Here is a 23,004-nt window from a genome sequence, read left to right on the forward strand (position 1 = left end):
GTCAGCTTGCATGACCGGTCTGCCCGCAGCGAACATCCATTGGCTCCATCCGCTATGCACGCCAGCCTCAAGTCCATCGCCAAGTGGCCACCTTCCAGAGAAAATGCAAGTCGGTTCACCCTTGCTCTGTGCGCCGCCTCGACGCTCGGCAATCTGCTGATCTACAGCCTGTCCGCGTATCTGCCACCAGGTTTGCTGGTGCTCAACATAGCGGCACTGGGTTGCGTCTGGATGCAGTATCACCTGTCGCGCAAGTCGATCAAATTCCAGCCTCAGGAGTTGGCCGACCGCTTGCTGCAGGTTCAGGAAAACGAGCGTCATCGACTGAGCCGCGAACTGCATGACGACATCGGTCAGTTGCTGACGGCAGCAAAGCTTCAAAGTGACTGGCTCAGGCGCCGGATGCCGGAAGACCTGCAGGGACAATGCTCGGTGCTCTGCGATACGCTGGACGAAACCCTGACCAAAGTTCGCGATGTATCGGCCATCCTCAATCCCCGACAACTGACCAGCCTTGGGCTGGAAGCCAGCCTGCGTGCACATTTGCTCAAGACGCTGACCAATACGTCGGTACACTGGAGCCTTGAATGCCATCAACGCCTGACGGGCATCCCGGAAGAGATGGCAGTGGCCGCTTTTCGAATCACTCAGGAAGCGATCACCAACATACTGCGACATGCCGAAGCGAAAAACCTTCTGGTCTGCCTCCAGCGCTTGCCGCAAGGCCTGTCGCTGCTGATCAGTGACGACGGCCTGGGGTTTGCGCCGGCTACAGATCCCGGTCGCGAGGGGCAACGTGGTATGGCCGGGATGTCGGAACGGATCGCTCAGTTGGGTGGCACACTGACCGTGACCAGCGAACCGGGCAAAGGCACTCAAATCGAAGCTCTCCTCCCTTGGGCACCTCGCGCGCTCGAACGGGCCAGTACGAAAAAGGTTATACATTGACTTGTAACTTACTTCTGGTGGATGACCACTCGCTGATCAGGGCTGGCGTACGCGCCCTGGTGCTCGACCTTCCTGGCTACGCGGTCATTGGCGAGGCCGATGACGGCTCGCAATTGCTCGCGATGGTCGAGCATCTGTCCCCGGATATCGTGCTGCTGGACATCTCCATGAAGCAAACCGGCGGCGTTGAAGCCTTGCAGCAGCTCAAGCGGATACGCCCACAGGCCAAGGTGCTGATCCTGTCGATGCACACCGACCCGGCACTGATCATGCAGGCGCTGGAATCGGGTGCCCATGGCTACCTGCTAAAGGACACCACAGCCACTGAACTGGAACAGGCGCTGGAGGCGTTGCGAAACAACGAACGTTACCTGAGCCCGGCCATCGCCCATACGGTTATCAACCAGGCGCTGACCCGAACCCAGAAAAACCAGACGGAATCCGCTGATTCGCACAACCTGACGCCCCGTCAGCTGGAAATCCTTCGTTTGATTGTTCGGGGAAAATCCACCCGGGAAATCGCCAACGGCCTGGGCCTGAGCGTCAAGACTGTCGAAACCCATCGCTCGCAGATCATGAAACGCTTGCAGATCTTCGATGTGGCAGGCCTTGTTTTATTCGCCGTGCGCGAGCAGATCATCAGTCTGGACGATTAACACTGGCGCCCAACAACGGCGAATGCTCGGGCAGATGCACCCGTAGCGCCCCCGGTCGAGCCGAGAATCGCAGGTTGTCACCTTCCAGCGGCTCGCCATCGAGGTTGATGTGCAGGCCTTCGGAGGCCTTGATCTCGACCCAAGGCAGGCGTGCCCGTACGAACATGTTGTCGATACCAAAGCCATCGGCCAGCAGGTTTTTCAAGGTGCCCACCAGTTCCTGCGGTGCCGGCAAAATGCTGATATCGAGCAGACCGTCGTCCGCCAGCGCTTGCGGACATAACGCATGGCCACCTCCCGCCTGCCGGCCATTACCGATGCCCAACGCCAACAGCTCGCCACTCCAGTGAAAATCCGGCCCGTGCAACTCGCCATAAGCCGCGTGCAACTCACTGAAACGTGACAGACCCGTGAAGAGATACGCAGCGCCACCGAGGACTTTTTTCAGCTCCTCCGAGGTATTGGCGGTGACCTGGCTGCCGAAACCGCCCGTGGCCATGTTCAAGAACACTTGCCCGCCCACGTCCCCCAGATCGATGGCACTGGGCGCACGCTCCAGAAGTTCCAGTGCCTGATCCGGCTCCAGTGGAATACCGGCGGCGCGGGCAAAATCATTGGCGGTTCCCAGAGGCATCAGCACCAGGCTGGCCCCGGTCGAATGCGCCGCCATGGCCTCGGCAATATCACGCAACGTGCCATCGCCACCGCCAGCAATGATTTGCCGGTAGCCGGCGGTCAGTGCTTCATCCACCAGCCGCTGTGCGTCACCGGCCTCCCAGGTCACCCGGACAGCCAGTTCCCAACCCTGCTCGCGCTTGCTTTCGACGGCAGCACGCACTGCCTCGTTGAGCGCCTGCTTACCATGCAATATCAACAGCGCCTTGCGTTCGCTCATCGGTGTCACTCCCGGGATTGATTGGCCTATGGGAGATGTTGACCGCGACGCTACCGATAAAAGTCGCAAGCAATTGAATTATTTCCAGTCGAGTCGACTTGAACCCTATGCAGCAGGATTTTTCTTACAAAACGTGAGGAATCGGCTCAATTGACCAGAAAGTGTGATTGGTCCACTTTGGTGCCTTCGGTTTTTAGTGATCAGCAGCACAAACACAAGGACGTGCCATGCAGAGCCATCACTCCAGCCTATCGGTGTTTCCGGTCGCACCACTCGCAGAGAAACAGGCCAACCAGCCGGCTGAAATCAAAAACAGCATGAAACTCAACGGAGAAGTTGATATGGAACCTCGCGTCACTGAACTGGAAACACGCCTCAAGTGCATCCGAAGGGACATGGAAGACATTCGCAGTGACCTCAAATCCATCAAGCACCGACTCGCCTATTCGGCTGGCGGCACAGCCGTAGTCCTCGGGCTTCTCGGCTGGATCGCCAATAGTCGTTTCGAGCAGCTCGTGACACTGCTTCTGGCGAATTAAAGCCTCATCAACGCAAAACCCGGTTCGATCAACCGGGCTTGCAAGACGAAGATTGTTCACCGGGTCAGCCCAGGACTTCGCTCAACGGTATGAAGTACACACTGTCACCTACGACAAGCGTACGATCCTCGAGCACCTCAACCAGTCCATCGGCCCAGGCGGCGCTGCGCAACACCCCGGAACTCTGGTTCCTGTAGATGATCGCCCGACCATTCTCCAGGCGACCGCGCAAATACTCGCGTCGATTGCCGGCTTTGAGCCAGTCAAATCCTGCCTGTACCTGCACTTTCAACGGCTCGACTTCCTTTACCCCCTGACGACGCAGGAGATAGGGCCGTGTCAGCAAGGCAAAGGTCACCAGGGTTGATGCCGGATTGCCGGGCAAGCCAATGACCGGAACGCCACGGAAGTGCCCGAATGTCAGTGGTTTTCCGGGTTTGATGGCGAGTTTCCACAATGCCAACTCACCCTCTTCCCGCAGGGCAATGCCCAAAAAGTCCGCCTCACCTACCGATACGCCCCCCGTCGAGAGAATCAGATCGACATCCTTCAACTCGCCAAGGCGCGCTCGCGTGGTGGTCAGGTCATCCGGCAGAATACCGGCATCGATCACTTCGCAACCCAAACGCTGTAACCAACTGCAGAGCAACACACGGTTGCTGTTATAGATCTGGCCAGGCCCCAGCGCCTGCCCTGGTTCAATCAATTCGTCCCCGGTGGAAAGAACCGCGACACGAACCTTACGAATCACGTCCAGCTCGGCACACCCCAGCGAAGCCGCCAGGCCTTGCTCGATCGGCCCCAGACGAGTCCCCGCCGGCAAAATCAGTTCACCGATGGTGGTTTCCTGACCTTGTGGGCGGATGTTTTGCCCAAGGGTCATGGTTTCGGTGAAATGTACTCGCTCATTCGCCTGGATGACCGCGTTTTCCTGCATCTCGACGCAGTCAGCACCCGCCGGTACAGGGGCACCCGTGAAGATTCTGGCACAGGTACCCGGCTGCAATGGCTCGGGTGCCTGTCCGGCAAATATCTTCTGACTGACAACCAACGGCTCACCCGTCCAGTCAGCCAGGCGCAAGGCATAACCGTCCATGGCGCTGTTGGGCCATGGGGGCAAATCAAGGGTCGACACCAAATCGTCCGCCAGCACACGGCCTTGCACCTGCGCCAACGGCAAGCGTTCACGCTCGTGAATCCGGGAGTTGTCGGCCAATTCCAGCAGGCGCGCCAGCGCCACCTCGACCGGCATCAGGCTGCCGGTCTTGCCCGGTTTACCCACGGGATTCACAGGGTGCCGCCTGTTTCAAATGAGTCACGAAATTACAGGGGCGATGGCGCGAGTCCAGTTGTTCGGAAAGAATGCCATCCCAACCCGTGCGCACCGCATTGGTCGAGCCTGGCAGGCAGCAGACCAGCGTCCCGTTCGCCAGACCGGCCAGGGCGCGGGACTGAACAGTGGAGGTGCCGATGTCCGCCACCGAAATCTGCCGGAACAACTCACCGAAGCCATCGACTTGTTTATCGAGCAGGCAGCTCACCGCTTCCGGGGTGCTGTCGCGACCGGTAAAACCGGTGCCGCCGGTGATCAGCACGACCTGCACCACATCATCGGCAATCCAGTTGGCGACTTGCGCGCGAATTTTGTAGAGGTCATCTTTAAGCAATACCCGGGAGGCCAGGTTATGGCCGGCAGCCGTCAAGCGGTCGACGAAGACCTGGCCTGAGGTATCGGTTTCCAGGGTACGGGTATCGCTGACAGTCAGCACCGCAATGTTGAGCGGCGCGAAAGGTACATCAGCCTTGGCTTTCATAGGCTCGTCCAGTTGTAGGAGAAACAGCCCGGTGTTATATCACAGCGCCTCATTTTTTCGCCGCCCTCCCATGTCTGATGGAGAACCGCCATGACTTCGAATCAGTTGCCGCCCTGCTCCATTCTGCTCCTGGCAGGCGGTCGCGGCCAGCGCATGGGAGGGCAGGATAAAGGGTTGCTGGACTGGCACGGTGAACCGCTGATTGCACATCTGCATCGCAAGACACGGCCACTGAGCGATGACCTGATCATCTCCTGCAACCGGAACCCGGAAAAATACGCGCCTTATGCCGATCAACTGGTGCATGACGACGAAGGTGACTTTCCCGGGCCGTTGGCCGGCATTCGTGCAGGATTGAAAGCCGCTCGCCATACACATCTGCTGGTCTTGCCGTGTGATGTTCCACGCATCGATGCCGCCCTGGTCAACAGCATGCGCGAAACCGCCAACCAGCATCCCGACAAGCCGTTGATGCTGCGCCATGGCGAGCACTGGGAACCTCTGCTATGCGTCATTCCCGTGGCACTTCGCGCTGACTTCGAAAGCGCCTGGAACGACGGCGAGCGCAGCCCGGGCCGACTTATGCGCAAACTGGGCGCTACCGCATTGCAGTGTCCTGATAATGATCCACGTCTGGCCAATCTCAACACACCGGAACTGTTAAGCGCGCACAACACTGTGTCAGACTGAACCTATCAAGGAACTTGCACGTTCTGCATACGTCTCAAGCTCAGTAACCAAAAGAATTCATTTTCGGAGATACACCCATGACTCAACGGATCCTGGCCACTTTCATGCTCGCACTGGGTCTAGCTACCCTGGCCGGTTGCGCGTCACCTGCAGTAATCACCTTGAACGACGGTCGCGAAATCCAGGCCGTCGACACGCCACACTATGACAAGGATTCGGGCTTCTACGAATTCGAACAACTGGATGGCAAACAGACCCGCATCAATAAGGATCAGGTTCGTACCGTTAAAGAGTTGTAATTCGCGCAGCGGACACCTGATACAAGAATGCCCCGACTCGTCGGGGCATTTTTTGTCTGCATCAAATTCATGAAGCCGAATCGGATTGACGCGATTACGGATTCGGTTCGTTGCTCAGCTTATCCGCGCGTGACAGGGCTTGCGTCGCTTCGGTAACGCATTTTGTGTTATCCCCGGCAAGCTTGGACGCTTCGGCACTGGCCAACAACCGCCTGATTTCCATGGTGGTGTTTTCAGAGGTGGCTGGCAGGCTCGTGACTTTGTCCTTGAGCTCCTGAAGCTTGGCGGTGCATAGATTGTTGTCTGCGGCGAATGCAGGAGAGGCCAACATTGCAGCGCAAATGAATATTCCAGCGAAAGCGGTACGTTTCATGGGGGTTTCCTTGCACGATAGGTCTCGGTGCTACCGGGCGATCCGGCTGCTATGCCGAGGTCGTTGAAAGCCAAGATCGCGAGGCCTTATCAACTGACTGTAGAGCGGCCCTTAAATTCGATATTTTTGCAGGCACGGCTAAATAAAACGCCCTGGTTCATCACCATTGAAGGGTAATGGCGCTCTCGAACTCTCGTTCCTGCCCCGTGACCGGATCGACAAATTTCAGTCCTTGGGCCAGCAGCTTCAAAGGATTGGCGTAGTCATCCTCGACATCCTTGAGAACCCGGGGATAAAACGGATCATTACAAATGCTCGCACCCAGCGCCGTCATGTGTACCCGCAGCTGATGCTTCTTGCCTGTCACCGGGTAAAGTCCATAACGCCAGAGATCCCCGTTTTTCTCCCTGACCTCGACGGCTGTCTCGGTATTGCTGGCGCCCGGCCCTTCCTGCATGCGGAAAAAAGGCTCGCCATCGACAAGACGGCTCTTGTGCACCAAGGGAAATGAGAGATCAGGCAATGCCCCGGCAATGGCCTCGTACCGTTTCTCGATCTGCCGCGCAGGAAACAACGACTGATACGCCGATCGGCTCTGCGGGTTGGCAGAAAACAACACAAGCCCGGCGGTATGCCGGTCAATTCGATGCAAGGGCACCAGGTGCGGGTTATCCAGGCGACGAATCAGCCGTCTGAGCAAGGTCTGCTCCACATACTCCCCCGCCGGAGTCACAGGCAGAAAGTGCGGCTTGTCTGCCACGACCAGGTGCTCATCCGCGTACAAAATCGACTCGACCACCGGGATCGTTTTCTCGCCCGGTATTTCGCGAAAATAGTGAATTCTCAGGCCTTCCCTGTAAGGCAGGTCAACGGAGATGGGCACACCATGCCCGTCGAGGACGCGGCCGCGGGCAATTCGATCCAGCCATTGTTCACGCCCGATGGCACTGAAGTGCTCGCACAGACAGTCGAGCACGGTCTTCCACGGGCCGGGGGGCAAATAGAGCGTGCTCGCCTGGTGGTGTGCAGCCGAAAAAGTTGAAGTGGACATACGAAAGCTCTAACCCTCAATGCAGGGCGGCATTATCCGACAGAGACAGGAGTGAGCCTAGAAGAGATTCTCAAGCAGGAATCTGCTTGCGCGCTGCGGCTTCTGTGTATTCCTTGAGCCAGCGCAGCACATCGACCGCTTCCCAGCGCGCCGGGTCATAAAGCGCATACAACAAACCCTGGTAGCCCACGACGTCCAGTTGCCGGTGATAGCCAGCGCGCTGAAACAAGGCTTCGATTTCTGCAAAACAGGTGTTGAAATGCAGTTTGTTGAAGGGTGTTTTGCCTTCCGTCACCAGACCATCAAGACGCAGTTCGAGAACCGCTTCGCGTACTACGTCCACCGACATCCGGTTCACGCTGCTTTTCAATTGTTCGACATTGACCACGATTCATCCCTCTCACGCCCGGGCTCGCCTGCTCAAACCCTGAAGTCAGGGGTAACAAGGGCGGCAATCCGGATAACTGTATGCGCATACAGTATCCGAATCGCATTGATTAAGCCAAGGGGATCATTCGCGAAGATCGACAGGCGGGAACAGGCCATCGCAAAAAACGTTTATCGCAGGAACGCCACCACGTCATCGGCACTGAACGGCCAGCCTAGCTCCGCGCCATTATCGACCCGCCGTAAAACAGGAATGCGCAGGCTGTAGGCTTCGAACCAGGTCTCGTCCTCAGCGATATCCACCAGTTCCACCAGCAAGCCGCGCTCAACAAATTCCATCAGCATGGCTTCGGCCACTTCACAGAGATGGCACCCGAGGGTGCCGAACAACTGACATTCAGGAAGCATGAGCGCTCAACCTAAAAAATGAAGTGCTTATTCTAGGCCTGCCCCGAAAAGCCGTCGAGCCATTGAATCCTCTGCCTTGAAACGTGAATTTCTGCAGTCTCAATCCTGACTGACGGCACCAATCTTGTGTACCGACAAGTCTGCACCGTAATACTCCTCCTCCTGGCTCAACCGCAGACCATGGAGCGCCTTGATCACGCCATACACCGCAAAACCACCGGTCAATGCCACGCCAACGCCCAAAGCGGTACCAATTAACTGGCTGATCAGGCTCACCCCACCCAACCCACCCAGCGCACCCTGACCGAAGATGCCGCAAGCGATACCGCCCCACGCGCCACACAGGCCATGCAGGGGCCAGACACCCAGCACATCGTCGATATGCCACTTGCTTTGAGCGGCGGTGAAACACCAGACGAACAACGCACCGGCAATCGCACCGGTCACCAGCGCGCCCACCGGGTGCATCAGGTCGGAACCGGCACAGATGGCCACCAGCCCGGCCAATGGACCGTTGTGCAGAAAGCCCGGGTCATTGCGCCCGACGATCAATGCCGCCACGGTGCCGCCAACCAAGGCCATCAATGAGTTTACCGCCACCAATCCACTGACACCTTGCAGGGTTTGGGCGCTCATGACGTTGAAACCGAACCAGCCGACAATCAGGATCCATGAACCCAACGCCAGAAAGGGAATGCTCGAAGGCGCGAACGCCACCAGGCGTCCTTCGCGATAACGGCCATTACGCGGCCCCAGCAACAGCACCGCCGCGAGCGCCAGCCAACCGCCCATGGCATGGACTACCACAGAGCCGGCAAAATCATGGAAACCTGCGCCAAAACGTTCCAGCAACCAGGCCTGCAAGCCAAAGTTGCCGTTCCAGATCATGCCCTCGAAAAAGGGATAGACGAACGCTACGATCAAGGCGGTCGCGCACAACTGCGGGACGAACCGGGCGCGTTCGGCAATGCCCCCGGAAATGATCGCCGGGATCGCCGCCGCAAAGGTCAGCAGAAAGAAAAACTTCACCAGGCCATAACCGTGATCGGCATTGATCACCGCGGCCGGTTGCATGAAAGTGACGCCGTAGGAAATCCAATAGCCTATAAAGAAGTAAGCCAGGGTTGAAACGGCGAAGTCGCTGAGGATCTTGGACAGCGCGTTAACCTGGTTTTTTTGGCGAACCGTTCCGACTTCAAGAAAGGCAAAACCGGCGTGCATGGCCAGTACCATGACGGCGCCGATCAGTATGAACAATGTATTGGAGCTATGGACCAGACTGTCCACAGCACTTTGCAGATTTTCCATGGATTTGGCAGACCTTTAAGGCTGAAAAAAGCACCAAAGCAGTTCGTGCGGGCAATCCATGCACCAAGTTGTGACCTTCCCGCATCGAGCAGGTCACCCCAATGAACCGATTTGGCGCACAGGGTTCGTCATGGCCAACGATGACCGGGACAATTTCACGGGTTTTGATTGTTTGAGTTAAGGTTTTACTGAAATCATGCCCAGCGACAGCGCAACGGCGCAGACTGACGCACCACGACATAGCAAAAGTTGTACCAGTCATTTGTACTGAACCTTCATCCAAGGCTCATACTCGAACGTTTCAGAAGCCACTTATGGAGATCACCCATGGCCAGCATCAAGGCAAAGACTGCTCAAGAAATCCTGATGAGCGATTTTCAGACTCTGGTCAACGACACCGAACGGTTGCTCGAACACACCGCCACCCTGGCCGGTGATCAGGCCGACGAGCTGCGCGACCAGATCCACGACAGTCTGCTGCGTGCCCGCGAAACCTTGCGACTGACCGAAGACTCCCTGCGTGACCGCGGCAAGGCAGCCGTCACTGCCACCGAGGATTATGTCCAGGCCAACCCATGGCAATCGGTCGGGATCGCGGCCGGCGTCGGCTTCCTGATTGGCCTGCTGGCGACGCGGCGCTGATATGGCAATCGGTGAATCCGGTTCGTCCGAGACGGGGCAAAGCTCCTCACCGCGGCGCCTGGGCGCTGCATTCCTGGGCCTGCTGCACAGCCATGTCGAGCTGTTCGGCATCGAACTGCAGGAACAAAAAGCCCGCACCGTAAGCCTGTTGCTGTTTGCCGGGTTGGCGCTGGTGTTTGCGTTGCTGTTGCTGGTGGGGTTGTCGACGCTGGTGCTGATCCTGTTCTGGGACACCTATCGCCTGCCGGCCATCATTGGGCTCTGTGTGTTTTACGCCCTCGCCGCCCTCTTCTGTGGCCTGCGCCTGAAAGCGGCGATCTTCGATGAGTCCTCTCCCTTCCACGGCACTCTGGAAGAGTTGGCCAATGACCGGGAGCGCCTGCTGCCATGAGCCTGCCTGAACTGCCTCGAAACAGCACGCGCACAGAGATGCGCAAGGCGCTGATTCGCCTGCGCATGGAAATGCATCGCCAGGAAATCCGCCACGAGTCCGCGCAACTGCTACAACCCCTGAACCGTGTGCGCGGGATGACGCAAAGCCTGCAGGACGGCTTCGGCATCAAGCACGCTCCGCTCTGGGGCGTAGCCGCCGTAACGTTGCTCGGTTTCCTGACCGGCAAGGGCGCAAAAAACGGCGGAGGTCTTAGCAGCCTGACCCGGCTGGTTCGCCTTGGCACCACATTGGTGCCCCTGATCAAGCTGATCTTGCAAGGCTCATCGCGTAAACAGTAAACCATCGTTATCTGGCTGCATTCTTGCAACACGCACGGGCTGAGCCTCTTTATAGAGGGGTTCAGTCCTGTTCGCCCACCCGGTGATCAGGCTCATTCCAAAAACAAGATCTGCTAAGGAGGCCTCGTGATCGACGGGCAACCGCTCGCTTGCTTTCAGCCGTTCATCGATACCGCTACCGGCCGTATCGCGGGTGTAGAGGCACTGGGTCGACTGCGGCAAGCCGACGGTCAATTGGCGTCAGTGGGTCCGCTGTTCGCCGACCCGCGAACAAACGCCATCATCCTGCGTCGGCTGGATCGCCAATTGCGCGATGACGCCTTGAGGCGTCTGCATGAAGCGCCTTCCGACTGGTTCTTGAGCCTGAACATTTCACCCCGCTGGATCAGCCGCCTGCGTCCGGACCAGCCGCTGCCGAGCCTCAAGCAACTGAGCAGTCAGGGCATCGATCCACGGCGAATCGTCTTCGAGATCACGGAACTGGGGGGCGATATCCAGCGCCTGGCCCAAGTGGTGACACGTTACCGTCAGGCCGGCGCACGGATCGCCATCGACGATTTCGGTGCCGGCTACTCTCAACTCGATCGTGTTCTGGCGTTGCAGCCAGACATTCTCAAACTCGACATGCGCCTGTTCCAGGCGGCGGCGCTGGGTGGGCCCAGCACTGACGTGGTCAAGGCCCTGGCCTTGATGGCCGAGAAAACCGGTTGCTGGATCATCGCCGAAGGCGTGGAAACCGAAGCCCAACTGAATTTTGCCCTGGAATGCGGCTCACGCTACGTGCAGGGTTTTCTGTTTGCCGGGGCGCAAGAGGAATTCTTCGCCACCGACGCCTTTGTCGAGCGCTTTGCACAACTGCGCCAGCGTTATGTTCAGCAAAAGCTGGCCGAGCGTGGTCGCTTGATGAACATGCGCCAGCAACTTGGCGAACTGATGGCGATCCTGCAAGCCTGGGCACAAAACCGCGCCCCGCTCAGCGCCCTGCCCCAACTGGACGCCTTTCCCTGGCTGTTGCGCTTCTACCAATGCGACCGGCACGGAACCCAACTGACACCAAACCTTGAATGGCGCAATAACGGCTGGGTCGCCGATGACCGTTATCTGGGCCACAACTGGTCGTGGCGCCCCTATTTCTATCATCTGTTGGCCGAGGGCTGGGATGAGCGTCGACTGACCCTTTCCAACACTTACCGCGACGCCACCAGCAATCAGTACTGCCTCACCGCCGGGCAATTTTTCGACAATGGCGAACGCTTGCTGCTGATCGATATCGATGCCGTCGGGCTCTAGGAGCCGAGACCGCCCGGCGATGGCGACAGCTGACTCGACGTTGCAGCGCCCGATGCACCACCATCGCCGGCAAGTCTTGCACCTGCAGGTAGGCGTGTTTTTCCCTTGCAGGTCCTGATGCGAACCGGGAAGCTAAAGCAATCAGTCACCTGACGGAGAGAACCAGCCTTGGATTGGCACACCCTGCTTACCCGTGAACGCCTTGGAAAACCGCTGCACAGTCCGGAAGAACTCGGTCGCAGCCCCTTTCACAAAGACCATGACCGCATCATTTTTTCGGGTGCGTTTCGCCGCCTCGGGCGCAAAACCCAGGTTCATCCGGTTTCGAGCAACGACCATATCCACACCCGCCTGACCCATTCCCTTGAAGTGAGCTGCGTCGGTCGATCACTGGGCATGCGTGTCGGCGAAACCATCCGCGGCGCCCTGCCCGACTGGTGCGAACCCAGTGACCTTGGAATGGTGGTGCAATCAGCCTGCCTGGCACATGACATCGGCAATCCGCCGTTCGGGCATTCCGGTGAAGATGCGATTCGGCACTGGTTCCTGCAAGCCGCCGGCCGTGGCTGGCTGGACGCAATGAGCGAAGCGGAACGAAGTGACTTCCTCAATTTCGAAGGTAATGCCCAAGGTTTCCGAGTGCTGACGCAGCTTGAATATCACCAGTTCGACGGTGGGACGCGTCTGACCTACGCGACCCTCGGCACCTACCTGAAGTATCCATGGACGGCCCGGCACGCCGACTCGCTGGGTTACAAAAAACACAAATTCGGTTGCTATCAGAGCGAGCTGCCGCTACTGGAACAGATCGCTCACAAACTCGGCCTGCCGCAACTCGAAGAGCAACGCTGGGCGCGTCATCCGCTGGTGTATCTGATGGAAGCCGCCGATGACATTTGCTACGCGTTGATCGATCTCGAAGACGGCCTGGAAATGGAGCTGCTGGAATACACCGAAGTCGAGTCCCTGTTGCTGAATCTGGTGGGCGATGACCTGCCGGAAACCTATCGCCAGCTCGGTCCGCAGGATTCTCGTCGGCGCAAACTGGCGATCCTGAGAGGCAAAGCCATCGAGCATTTGACCAATGCGGCGGCCCGGGCCTTTGTCGAGCAACAGGACGCACTGCTGGCCGGCACCCTGCACGGCGACTTGGTAGAGCACATGCACGGCCCCGCCAAACGCTGCGTTCTGAACGCCAAGGACATGGCGCGCAAGAAAATCTTCCAGGACAAGCGCAAGACCCTGCACGAAATCGGCGCCTACACCACGCTGGAAATCCTGCTTAACGCTTTCTGCGGCGCGGCACTTGAGCAACACGGCGGTCGGACGCCATCGTTCAAGAGTCGGCGGGTTCTCGACCTGCTGGGCAACAATGCACCCGACCCCAACGGCCCGTTACACGCGTCGTTCCTGCGCATGATCGACTTCATCGCCGGCATGACCGACAGCTATGCCAGCGACATGGCACTGGAAATGACCGGTAGCTCTAGCCACTGACAGGAACAGGAACATCAGCCATTACGCCCCCCTTAATGGCTGATGTCCCCCGAAAACTGCAAGTGCGCTCAAGGTTCGCGGAAATCCCCTACAGCTCCTGTCGAGTGAACTGATCGATTTATCCGCGTTTCCCACGGAACAATCACGCCTACTTTGTTCGATAGAAAAAGCGTGAATAATATGATCAAAGACAATCTGCGCATCTTGTTGGTGGAAGATCACCCGTTCCAGCTCAGAGCCACTCAGTACCTGCTCGAGAGTTACGGCTTCACCCAGCTAACCACCACTGACTGTGCCCAAGGTGCATTGCAACTAATGCTCACCGCCACACAACCGTTCGATATTCTTTTGTGCGACCAATGTCTTCCCGATCTCTGTGGCCTTGATCTGGTCAAATTCGCCAGTCATCAAGGGATGATCAAACAGGCAATACTTCTAAGTAGCCTGACACCCGCCGAACTGGACCAACTTGAACACATGGCAAACACCCATGGACTCCCGTTGCTGGGCTACTTGATCAAGCCTTTGAAACAATCCGAATTCAGAAATTTATTGACCCTGATCCCATAACAAAAAAACAACAAAAAACCAGCACTAAATATTACAACTAAACCCTAACAAAGTTTATTGATCCTTATAAAAAACCTAGTTGACACGTAGGCCTATTCCTTTTTGCATGTAGGAACATTCCTATAATGGCGCTACGACTACCTCAGTTCATACGTCACCTCAACTATCTGAGCTAAGGTGCGCGCTTTATTTGAGCTTGCATGGAATTTTATTATGAACTCCGTTTTTATTGTCGACGATCACCCTGTCATCCGACTTGCCGTCCGTATGCTGCTGGAACACGAAGGTTATGAAGTCGTTGGCGAAACTGATAATGGGGTCGACGCCATGCAGATGGTTCGCGAATGCATGCCCGACCTGGTCATTCTCGACATCAGCATTCCCAAGCTGGATGGCCTGGAAGTACTGGCCCGCTTCAACGCAATGAGTACCCCACTTAAAACATTGGTATTAACGGCACAATGCCCGACACTTTTCGGTATTCGCTGCATGCAGTCCGGCGCTTCTGGATATGTCTGCAAACAGGAAGACCTGAGCGAACTGATCAGTGCCATTAAAGCAGTATTGTCAGGTTACAACTATTTCCCAAGTGAAGCGCTCAACCCGGTTCGCGGCGATGAAGCGCGTTACGCCGAACTCGAACTGTTCAAATCAGTAAACGATAGGGAACTGATGGTATTGCAACTTTTTGCCCAAGGCCGCACCAACAAGGAGATCGCCAAAGGCATGTTTCTGAGCAACAAAACTGTCAGCACTTATAAAAAACGTCTCATGCAAAAGCTCAAGGCCAAATCCCTGGTTGAACTCATCGAAATGGCAAAACGTAACGCTTTGGTGTGAGAAACAGGATGCTCAGTCGTTTAAAGGATTTTCTGATACTCACGACAGCAGGCTTATGCCTGAGCACCTCATTGCTCGCGGCGCAGGATGGTGAGGATTACGTCTTGCTCAGCCGCTCGACGGCCGGAAATCTGGAAGTCCAACTGGATCCATCGCAACGACAATGGGTCAGGAACAAACGTGAATTGGTTCTGGGTACCTCAGCACCGGATTATCCACCGTTCGACCTGACCCTCAGCGGCCACGACTATGAAGGCTTCACTGCCGATTATGCGGGCATACTCGGCAAGGCCACTGGCTTGCCCATCAAGGTTCAACGCTTCTCATCCCGGGGAGCCGCAATCGAAGCCCTCAAAAACGGCGAGGTTGACTTGCTCGGCACCGCCAATGGATTCGAAGCAAGCAATGCCGACATCGTATTGTCCATGCCCTACGCGGTGGACCAACCGGTCCTGGTGACACGCGAAGGCGAAACCCGATCACTGACTGACGGCCTTGCCGGTCTGCGCCTGAGCATGGTGTATCACTATCTGCCGCTGGAGGAGGTCAAGGCCCTCTACCCGAAGGCGATCATTACCTCCCATCCCTCCTATCAGAATGCGATCAACGCCGTAGCCTTCGACCAGGCGGACGTGTTTCTCGGCGATACCATTTCGACCCATTACATGATCAACAAGGGCTACCTGAACAACATCCGCATGGCCAACTTCGGCAAACACGAAGCCCACGGATTCAGTTTTGCGGTGCACAAGAACAACCCGGAACTGCTCGGCATCATCAATACGACGCTCATCGCGATCCCTGTCAGCGAACGAGAAAACATCGCCAAGCGGTGGAGCGCCGGCAGCGACATCCTGCTCACCGATCACAAGCTGGAGCTCAGTTACGGCGAAGAACGCTGGCTGGCGCAACACCCGGTGGTCCGAGTAGTCGTCAATGAAGCACTTGCGCCATTGACGTTTTTCGACAGTGACGGCAACTTCCGCGGCGTTGCCGCCGACTTGCTTGAACTCATCAGGCTGCGCACCGGTCTGCGCTTCGAGATCCAGCGCAGCCGAAGCGACAGCGACATGATTCAGCGGATCAGAAACAACCAGGCCGATCTGATCGCCGCACTGCTGCCCAGCGCAAAACGGGAAAGGCTGCTGAATTTCAGTCGACCCTATCTGCAAAACTCCAATGTCCTGTTGACGCGCAAAGCCGCGGACAGCCCTGCCAATCTTACGCAGCTTCATGACAAGCGCCTGGCCATCGCCCAAGGCAATCCACTGATAGATTTTTTGCGTACCGAGTTCCCGCAGATAAAACTCGTCAAAATGCCGGACACGTTCAGTGCCGTGGAAATGCTTGCCGAGGGCCAGGCAGAAGGTGCAGTGAGCTCTCTGGTGATCGCCAACTACTTCATCTCATCGCGGCTCTTCGAGCACAGCCTCCAAATCAGCACCACCATCGGCACCGAGCAAGCGGCATTCTCTCTGGCCACGGGTCGCGACGCCAAGGAACTCAATGCCATCCTCAACAAGGCGCTGTTGAGCATCTCGCCGGAGGAACTGGGGATTATCAACAGTCGTTGGCGTGGTTATTCAGCATCCTCACAAAGCACCTGGCGCACCTATCATCGGGTGTTCTATCAAATCGTCATCGGCGCAGGCGTGCTGTTGTTAATTTCCATGGCCTGGAACGCAAACATGCGGCGCCAGATCAATCAACGCAAAGCGGCCGAGCGTGCATTGAACGATCAATTCGAATTCATGCGTTCACTGGTCAACGGCACGCCACATCCGATTTATGTACGTGATCGCCAGGGTCTGCTCCAAAGCTGCAATGACAGCTACTTGCAAGCCTTCAGTGCAAAACGCGAAGACGTCATTGGCAAAAGTGTCATTCAAGGCACTATGAGCAACGCCTTCGAAGCCCGGGAATATCAGGCCGACTATCAGCGCGTCGTGGCCGAGGGCACACCCCTGATTCTCGATCGTGAACTGCACATCGGTGGACGCCGGTTGACGATCTATCACTGGATTCTCCCTTACCGTGACTCTAGCGGCGAAGTGCAAGGCATCATCGGTGGCTGGATCGACATCAGCGAACGGCGGCAACTGTTCGATGATCTGCGTTGTGCGAAAGAACGCGCCGACGAAGCCAACCGGGCCAAAAGCACATTCCTGGCCACCATGAGCCACGAGATCCGCACCCCGATGAATGCAGTGATCGGTATGCTCGAATTGACGCTCAAGCGTATCGAACAGGATCACCCGGACCGTCCAGCCATCGATGTGGCGTACAACTCGGCAAAAGACTTGCTGGAATTGATCGGCGACATTCTCGACATCGCCCGCATCGAATCGGGGCACTTGAGCCTGAGCCCGGAGCGTGTCAATCCGCAGGAAATCGTCGCGTCAGTAGCACGTAACTTCGATGGGCTGGCCCACCAGAAAGGACTCGAATTGCGGCTGGAGTTCAACCCGGCCAACCCACCGATCGACGTCCTGCTGGACCCGTTGCGTTTCAAGCAAGTGCTGTCCAACCTGGTCAGCAACGCCATCAAGTTTACCGAGCGCGGTCAAGTCAGGATTATCGTCAACCTGCAGCCGTCCGCCGAGCCGGGCCAGGTACGAATGCAATTGCAGGTCGAGGACAGCGGTATCGGAATCAGCGAACAGGATCAGCAACGCCTGTTCGAGCCTTTCGCTCAGGCCGATAACGCCGGACAGTCCGCCAGGGGCGGCACCGGGCTTGGCCTGGTGATCAGCCGCGGTTTGTGCGAAAGGATGGGGGGCAGCCTGCAGTTACGCAGTCAGCCGGGGCTGGGCACTCAAGTGGGCATTACCTTGCACCTGCCCACATTGCCACGTGAACCTGGGCCGAAAATGGTTGAAACAGAAACACCCGCAGCATTAACTCCCTTGAATGTACTGGTAGTCGATGATCACGCGGCCAATCGCCTGCTCATGTGTCAGCAGCTGGAGTTTCTGGGCCATCGATTCAGCGTCGCTGAGGATGGTCAGGCAGGATTCGAGCTATGGAAAGCCGGCACCTTCGATCTGGTCATTGCCGATTGCAACATGCCGGTCATGAATGGTTACGAGCTAGTCCGCGCCATTCGCCGCCAGGAATGCCAAACGCAACAACGCCCGTGCACCGTGCTGGGATTTACGGCCAATGCACAGCCGGAAGAAATTCAACGTTGCAAACAAGCCGGAATGGACGATTGCCTGTTCAAACCGCTGACCCTGACGGCCTTGAGTCAATGGGTTGAGGGCATGGAGCCCATGGTCCTCGCCCCCGTTTTCAGCCTGCAAGGATTTGAACTGATGACAGGAGGCAATCCCGTACTGAACCGACGATTGTTGACCGAACTGATCAATAGCAATCGTCTGGACCGACAAAGCTTGCTGGCGTTATCCGGGTCCACGGATCCGCAGGTTTTTCTCGATATCGCCCACAAGATCAAAGGTGCCGCCCGAATCGTTCAAGCCTCCCGATTGATCGACACCTGCGAAGCGCTCGAAGCGGCCTGCCGCAGCCAGTTCGAGCCAGGCAGGACGGCCGAATGCTGCAAGGCCATCGAGAGCGCCATGCTCGAATTGGACCAGGCATTGCTGCAGCAAATTGGGCAAAACGACGGAAGCAAAATCACAGAGCCTTAACTATGCTTGGACGCTGAGCAGTGCGTTAATCATCATGGAGTGAACTGCATGCCCAACCCACTGCGCCCGGATCAACGGCGGTTTCCCCTGCACGTTCATATCAGTGTGATGTTCACCCTGCTGCTGTTGCTGACCGGGGTGGTGTTGGGCATTTTCAATTACCGTCAAACCACGCAGATCATTCTTTCCAGCAGCGAAAAGCTCTTCAATCGCATCGAGCAGGATGTCCGCCTGGATCTGCAGGCGACCTACGAGCCGATTCGACATCTGCTCAGCTTGTTGGTGCTCAACCCCGCCGTGCAAGGTTCCGACCTTCAGCAACGCCTGGCGCTGCTCAAACCCTTCAGTCAGTCGCTGCGGGATAACCCGGATCTGGCATCCCTGTATCTGGGCTATGGCAACGGTGATTTTTTCATGGTTCGCCCGCTGCGCGCCCCGCAGCTGAAAACGCTGCTCAACGCCCCGGAAGCAGCGGCTTACCAAGTGTGGAGCATCGAGCGAGACACCCGCGGTCAGGCTCATTCCCAATCGTTGTTTTTCGATCAGGACCTGGCCTTCATCAGTCGTCACGAAGACCCCACCGACACCTACGACCCACGTAGTCGCGCCTGGTTTTCCAGCGCCAGCCGCGACAGCACCCAGATCACCACAGAACCCTACGTCTTTTTCTCTACCCACAACGTCGGCACCACGCTGGCCCTGCGCAGCGGCGACCATGCCGTGATGGGCGCCGACCTGACCCTGGAAGAGCTCAGCGCCACCCTGGCCAAACATGTCGTGACGCCCGCCACCGAGATCGTGCTGTTCGATGCCCAAGGCAATGCCATCGCGTATCCCGACAGCAGTCGTCTGATCGTCGACGACCAAACGGCGCGTCTGATCAAGGCCGCCGACCTGAGCCCCAGCCTCGGCGCCCTGCTCAAAAGCCCCCCCGAGGGCAACCGGTTGAATGCCGGCGGTCGCCAATGGATCGTGGCCCGCAGCAGCATGCAGGAAGGCGGTCCACAAGGTCTGCAGTTGGCACTGCTGGTGCCGGAAGACGAATTGCTGGTCGATGCCTACCGCATGCGCTGGCAAGGTGCGCTGATTACTCTGGCGACACTGTTGCTGTGCGTTCCTCTGGGTTGGCTGACGTCGAGGGTGTTGGTCAAACCCCTGCGCGCGTTGGTACAGGAAGCGGATGCGATTCGCAGCTTCGACTTCAATTTCCCGCTTTCCCGTCGCTCCCCGGTGCTGGAAGTCGATCAACTGAGCGTGTCGATGGCGCGCATGAAAGACACGCTGGCAAGCTTCTTCCAGATCACCGACAGCCTGAGCGCCGAGACCCGTTTTGCGCCGCTGATGGAGCGGGTGTTATTTGAAACCGTGAAAATCGGCCAGGCCCAGGCCGGTCTGATTTACCTGCGCGAAGGTGACGGTGATCGCATGGAGCCCCAGGGCCTGGTCATCAATGACACCGCTGAAACGCTGTCGTCATTCGATATCCACGGACATGATCTTCAAGACCCGAAAACTCCAGCCTGGATGCAACAGCTTTCGACCGCCGACAATGTCGTCAGCCATTTCGGCTTCGAACAGGCGGGGGATTTGCAAAAAGTGTTGCTCGCACTGGCTTGCCCTCGGGTTCATCTGATCGGTATCCGCTTGCACAATCGTCATAACGAAACCGTGGGCCTGCTGGTGTTTTTATTGGCCGACAGCGGTAACCAGAGTGACCTGGAAAAACTCCGGCCCGACCGTATCGCGTTTCTGCAGGCGGTGTCCGGTGCGGCAGCCGTGAGTATTGAAAGCCAGCGCCTGCAAGACCGACAAAAAAACCTGCTGGATGCCTTCATTAAACTGCTGGCCGGCGCGATTGACGCCAAAAGCCCCTACACCGGAGGGCATTGCCAGCGAGTACCGGCCCTGGCACTGATGATTGCCCAGGCTGCCGCGGCCAGTCAGGATCCAGCCTTCAGCGGTTATCGCCCCACCGAGGATGAATGGGAGGCGCTGCACATTGCAGCCTGGTTGCATGACTGTGGCAAGGTCACCACACCTGAATACGTCGTCGATAAAGCCACGAAACTGGAAACGTTGAACGACCGCATCCACGAAATCCGCACCCGTTTCGAAGTGCTCAAGCGCGATGCCTGGGTCCGCTATTGGCAAGCCGTTGCAATGGGGGGGGACGAGCAAGACCTGTCGCTTTTGCGCGATGCCACGCTGACGGCGCTCGATGATGATTTCGCCTTTATTGCCCGGTGCAACCTTGGAGGTGAAGCGATGGCAGAAGCCGACCTGCAACGACTACGCAGCATTGGCCAACGCACCTGGACCCGAACCCTGGATGACCGGTTGGGCGTTTCCTGGGAGGAGAACCGGCGTCAGGAACGCACCCCGGCACCGACACTGCCGGTCAGCGAGCCGCTGCTGGCGGACAAACCCGAGCATTTGTTCGAACGCATCGACGCCGAACTCATTGCCCCGGACAATCCCTTGGGATTCAAACTCGATGTGCCGCGCTACAAATACAATCGCGGCGAGCTCTACAACCTGAGCATTGCCCGAGGCACCCTGACGAACGAAGAGCGCTACATCATCAATCATCACATGGTGCAGACGATCCTGATGCTCAACCACCTGCCCTTCCCCGGCCACCTGCGCAACGTTCCGGAAATCGCCGGAGGCCATCATGAAAAAATGGACGGCACCGGTTATCCCAAACGCTTGAAGCGCGAAGACATGAGTCTGCCGGCGCGGATGATGGCGATTGCCGATATTTTCGAGGCGTTGACTGCTGCCGACCGCCCCTACAAGAAAGCCAAATCCCTGAGCGAAGCGCTGGGCATCATGGCCAACATGTGCCGGGACGCTCACATCGATCCGGAATTGTTCGGGTTGTTCATTAACGACCACATCTATCTGCGGTACGCCGAGCGTTTTCTCGACCCACGGCAAATCGATGCGGTCGATACGTCAAGCCTGCTGATCAAGGCAGGCTTGCGGGTTTGATCAGCAATCGGTCAGGCGCAGGAAAATCGCTGCCAGTTGCTCGATGCCGGCCTGATCCTCTGCGGTGAAACGCGCCAGTTTCGGGCTGTCGAGGTCCAGTACGCCGATCAAACGACCGTCCTTGACCAGCGGCACGACCAGTTCGCTGTTCGAGGCGCTGTCACAGGCGATATGCCCTGCAAACGCATGCACATCTTCGACCCGTTGACTCTGCAAGGTCGCTGCCGCCGTTCCGCAAACGCCGCGGCCGAACGGGATCCGCACGCAAGCGATCTGCCCTTGAAACGGGCCCAGCACCAGTTCTTCATTGCGATTGAGATAGAAGCCGGCCCAGTTCAAGTCATCGAGCTGATTGAACAGGAAGGCCGAAAACTGTGCGGCATTGGCGATGAAGTCCCGCTCGTCCGCCAGCAACGACTCAAGCTGCGCGTGCAGCATGCCATAGCCTTCGAGGCCCTGGCCGCTCTTGTGTATATCGATCATGCCTTGTGCTCCAACAGTTTCAGCCCAACCCAATAGCGGGCAAATTGATACGCGCAACGTCCGTTACGATTACCGCGCCCGGTGGCCCAACGCACCGCAAGGATGTCCAGTTGCTCGTCGCGTTGCCACTTGAGGCCGGCCTTGTCCGCCAGTTGGCCGATCCAGTGTTCGACCACGTTGAGGAAATGCTCCTGGGTGAACGGATAGAACGACAGCCACAGTCCGAAGCGGTCCGAGAGCGCGATCTTGTCTTCTACCGCCTCGCTGGGATGCAGTTCGCCGTCGACTCGCTTCCAGTTTTCGTTATCGCTTTCCTTTTCCGGCACCAGGTGGCGACGGTTGGACGTGGCGTATAGCAAAACATTATCCGGTGCTTGCTCAAGCGAACCGTCGAGTACGCTCTTGAGTACGCGGTAATCACCTTCGCCCGACTCGAACGACAGGTCATCGCAGAACAACACGAAACGTTGCGGCAGTTTGGCGATTTGTTCGACGACGCGCGGCAAATCGGCCAGGTGATCACGCTCGATTTCGATCAGACGCAAACCCGCCTTGGCGTGCTCGGCCAGCAAGGCGCGAACCAGCGAGGATTTACCGGTACCGCGCGAGCCCCAGAGCAATGCGTGGTTGGCCGGCATGCCATCAAGGAACTGTTGGGTATTGCGCCCCAGTTGCTCCACTTGGCGATCAACGCCGATCAGGTCGGAAAGACGCATGTCGAGACTGACTTCCAGGGGCAACAGAAAGCCGCTGCGACCCTCACGCTGCCAGCGCGCCGCCAGGCTCTGAGTCCAGTCGATGGCATGCCGAGGGGTGGGCAACAGTGGCTCGATACGAGCCAGAACGGCATCGGCGCGTTCAAGAAAAGCATTCAATCGGGAATCCACGTCTTTTCCTCGGGCACGTTCACAGTAATGATGGCGATACAGCGACGAAAC

At 57.5% G+C, this 23,004-nt stretch carries 24 protein-coding genes; 14 read left to right on the plus strand and 10 right to left on the minus strand.

Annotated elements, in window-relative coordinates:
* Positions 1–54: 54 nt before the first annotated feature.
* Together AC1Q6D_RS14595 and AC1Q6D_RS14600 are read left to right on the plus strand one after the other, a co-directional pair.
* Positions 55–948 (plus strand): sensor histidine kinase, encoded by an 894-nt coding sequence (locus tag AC1Q6D_RS14595; protein WP_103406307.1) that lies wholly within the window; start codon positions 55–57, stop codon positions 946–948.
* A complete protein-coding gene (locus AC1Q6D_RS14600) occupies positions 945–1,604 on the plus strand; it encodes a response regulator (RefSeq protein ID WP_047527256.1) in 660 nt (219 codons plus the stop codon). The genes AC1Q6D_RS14595 and AC1Q6D_RS14600 overlap by 4 nt, the downstream gene beginning before the upstream one ends.
* On the opposite strand, the gene yegS is transcribed toward AC1Q6D_RS14600, so the two are convergent.
* Positions 1,588–2,499 (minus strand): lipid kinase YegS, encoded by a 912-nt coding sequence (gene yegS / locus AC1Q6D_RS14605; protein WP_103406308.1) that lies wholly within the window; start codon positions 2,497–2,499, stop codon positions 1,588–1,590. The two genes, AC1Q6D_RS14600 and yegS, sit on opposite strands and share 17 nt — an antisense overlap.
* 227 nt (positions 2,500–2,726) lie before the next feature.
* On the opposite strand from yegS, the gene AC1Q6D_RS14610 reads away from it, so the two are divergent.
* Positions 2,727–3,038, plus strand: a complete 312-nt coding sequence (locus tag AC1Q6D_RS14610) for a hypothetical protein (RefSeq protein ID WP_047527253.1) — start codon at positions 2,727–2,729, stop codon at positions 3,036–3,038.
* 64 nt (positions 3,039–3,102) lie between these two features.
* On the opposite strand, the gene AC1Q6D_RS14615 is transcribed toward AC1Q6D_RS14610, so the two are convergent.
* Both AC1Q6D_RS14615 and moaB read right to left on the minus strand, forming a co-directional pair.
* Entirely contained in the window at positions 3,103–4,329 is a 1,227-nt protein-coding gene (locus AC1Q6D_RS14615) for a molybdopterin molybdotransferase MoeA (RefSeq protein ID WP_103406309.1), read from the minus strand.
* Entirely contained in the window at positions 4,313–4,852 is a 540-nt protein-coding gene (moaB, locus tag AC1Q6D_RS14620; RefSeq protein WP_090318170.1) for a molybdenum cofactor biosynthesis protein B, read from the minus strand. The genes AC1Q6D_RS14615 and moaB overlap by 17 nt, the downstream gene beginning before the upstream one ends.
* A gap of 90 nt (positions 4,853–4,942) precedes the next feature.
* On the opposite strand from moaB, the gene mobA reads away from it, so the two are divergent.
* On the plus strand, positions 4,943–5,542 hold the full coding sequence (gene mobA / locus AC1Q6D_RS14625) for a molybdenum cofactor guanylyltransferase MobA (RefSeq protein ID WP_103406310.1): 600 nt from the start codon (positions 4,943–4,945) through the stop codon (positions 5,540–5,542).
* Positions 5,543–5,619: 77 nt separating this feature from the next.
* Complete coding sequence (locus AC1Q6D_RS14630) at positions 5,620–5,841, plus strand: YgdI/YgdR family lipoprotein (protein ID WP_047527245.1); 222 nt, start codon at positions 5,620–5,622, stop codon at positions 5,839–5,841.
* 94 nt (positions 5,842–5,935) lie between these two features.
* Here AC1Q6D_RS14630 and AC1Q6D_RS14635 read toward each other — a convergent pair whose 3' ends face one another.
* The 5 genes from AC1Q6D_RS14635 to AC1Q6D_RS14655 form a co-directional block, all read right to left on the minus strand.
* The gene (locus AC1Q6D_RS14635) at positions 5,936–6,214 is read right to left on the minus strand and encodes a PA2433 domain-containing protein (RefSeq protein ID WP_047527243.1); all 279 of its coding nucleotides are present in this window, start codon (positions 6,212–6,214) and stop codon (positions 5,936–5,938) included.
* Positions 6,215–6,374: 160 nt separating this feature from the next.
* Complete coding sequence (locus AC1Q6D_RS14640) at positions 6,375–7,265, minus strand: pseudouridine synthase (RefSeq protein WP_103406311.1); 891 nt, start codon at positions 7,263–7,265, stop codon at positions 6,375–6,377.
* 70 nt (positions 7,266–7,335) lie between these two features.
* Complete coding sequence (locus AC1Q6D_RS14645) at positions 7,336–7,653, minus strand: hypothetical protein (RefSeq protein ID WP_047527238.1); 318 nt, start codon at positions 7,651–7,653, stop codon at positions 7,336–7,338.
* A gap of 170 nt (positions 7,654–7,823) precedes the next feature.
* Positions 7,824–8,060, minus strand: coding sequence for a glutaredoxin family protein (locus AC1Q6D_RS14650; RefSeq protein ID WP_047527235.1), 237 nt, complete (start codon positions 8,058–8,060; stop codon positions 7,824–7,826).
* 99 nt (positions 8,061–8,159) lie between these two features.
* A complete protein-coding gene (locus AC1Q6D_RS14655; RefSeq protein ID WP_047527233.1) occupies positions 8,160–9,368 on the minus strand; it encodes an ammonium transporter in 1,209 nt (402 codons plus the stop codon).
* 327 nt (positions 9,369–9,695) lie between these two features.
* On the opposite strand from AC1Q6D_RS14655, the gene AC1Q6D_RS14660 reads away from it, so the two are divergent.
* The 9 genes from AC1Q6D_RS14660 (at position 9,696) to AC1Q6D_RS14700 (ending at position 21,583) form a co-directional block, all read left to right on the plus strand.
* A complete protein-coding gene (locus AC1Q6D_RS14660; protein ID WP_047527230.1) occupies positions 9,696–10,010 on the plus strand; it encodes an ElaB/YgaM/YqjD family protein in 315 nt (104 codons plus the stop codon).
* Position 10,011: 1 nt separating this feature from the next.
* Positions 10,012–10,401, plus strand: a complete 390-nt coding sequence (locus AC1Q6D_RS14665; RefSeq protein WP_047527227.1) for a phage holin family protein — start codon at positions 10,012–10,014, stop codon at positions 10,399–10,401.
* Positions 10,398–10,742 carry a hypothetical protein gene (locus AC1Q6D_RS14670; protein ID WP_047527226.1) on the plus strand — a complete coding sequence of 115 codons (345 nt, stop codon included), beginning with the start codon at positions 10,398–10,400 and terminating at the stop codon, positions 10,740–10,742. The genes AC1Q6D_RS14665 and AC1Q6D_RS14670 overlap by 4 nt, the downstream gene beginning before the upstream one ends.
* A 126-nt stretch (positions 10,743–10,868) precedes the next feature.
* Positions 10,869–12,032 (plus strand): EAL domain-containing protein, encoded by a 1,164-nt coding sequence (locus tag AC1Q6D_RS14675; RefSeq protein WP_103405339.1) that lies wholly within the window; start codon positions 10,869–10,871, stop codon positions 12,030–12,032.
* 168 nt (positions 12,033–12,200) lie between these two features.
* The gene (locus AC1Q6D_RS14680; RefSeq protein ID WP_047527221.1) at positions 12,201–13,529 is read left to right on the plus strand and encodes a deoxyguanosinetriphosphate triphosphohydrolase; all 1,329 of its coding nucleotides are present in this window, start codon (positions 12,201–12,203) and stop codon (positions 13,527–13,529) included.
* Positions 13,530–13,709: 180 nt separating this feature from the next.
* Complete coding sequence (locus tag AC1Q6D_RS14685; RefSeq protein WP_103405338.1) at positions 13,710–14,099, plus strand: response regulator; 390 nt, start codon at positions 13,710–13,712, stop codon at positions 14,097–14,099.
* A 213-nt stretch (positions 14,100–14,312) separates the two neighbouring features.
* Positions 14,313–14,939, plus strand: coding sequence for a response regulator transcription factor (locus AC1Q6D_RS14690; protein WP_047527217.1), 627 nt, complete (start codon positions 14,313–14,315; stop codon positions 14,937–14,939).
* An 8-nt stretch (positions 14,940–14,947) separates the two neighbouring features.
* Positions 14,948–18,589, plus strand: coding sequence for a transporter substrate-binding domain-containing protein (locus AC1Q6D_RS14695; protein WP_103405337.1), 3,642 nt, complete (start codon positions 14,948–14,950; stop codon positions 18,587–18,589).
* Between the two features lie 48 nt (positions 18,590–18,637).
* The gene (locus AC1Q6D_RS14700; protein WP_103405336.1) at positions 18,638–21,583 is read left to right on the plus strand and encodes an HD domain-containing phosphohydrolase; all 2,946 of its coding nucleotides are present in this window, start codon (positions 18,638–18,640) and stop codon (positions 21,581–21,583) included.
* On the opposite strand, the gene AC1Q6D_RS14705 is transcribed toward AC1Q6D_RS14700, so the two are convergent.
* Positions 21,584–22,066, minus strand: coding sequence for a GAF domain-containing protein (locus AC1Q6D_RS14705; RefSeq protein ID WP_090468091.1), 483 nt, complete (start codon positions 22,064–22,066; stop codon positions 21,584–21,586).
* Positions 22,063–22,953, minus strand: coding sequence for an ATP-binding protein (locus AC1Q6D_RS14710; RefSeq protein ID WP_103405335.1), 891 nt, complete (start codon positions 22,951–22,953; stop codon positions 22,063–22,065). Before AC1Q6D_RS14710 ends, AC1Q6D_RS14705 begins: the two co-directional genes overlap by 4 nt.
* Between the last annotated feature and the right edge of the window lie 51 nt (positions 22,954–23,004).

The sequence above is a fragment of the Pseudomonas sp. MT92 genome (assembly GCF_058792515.1).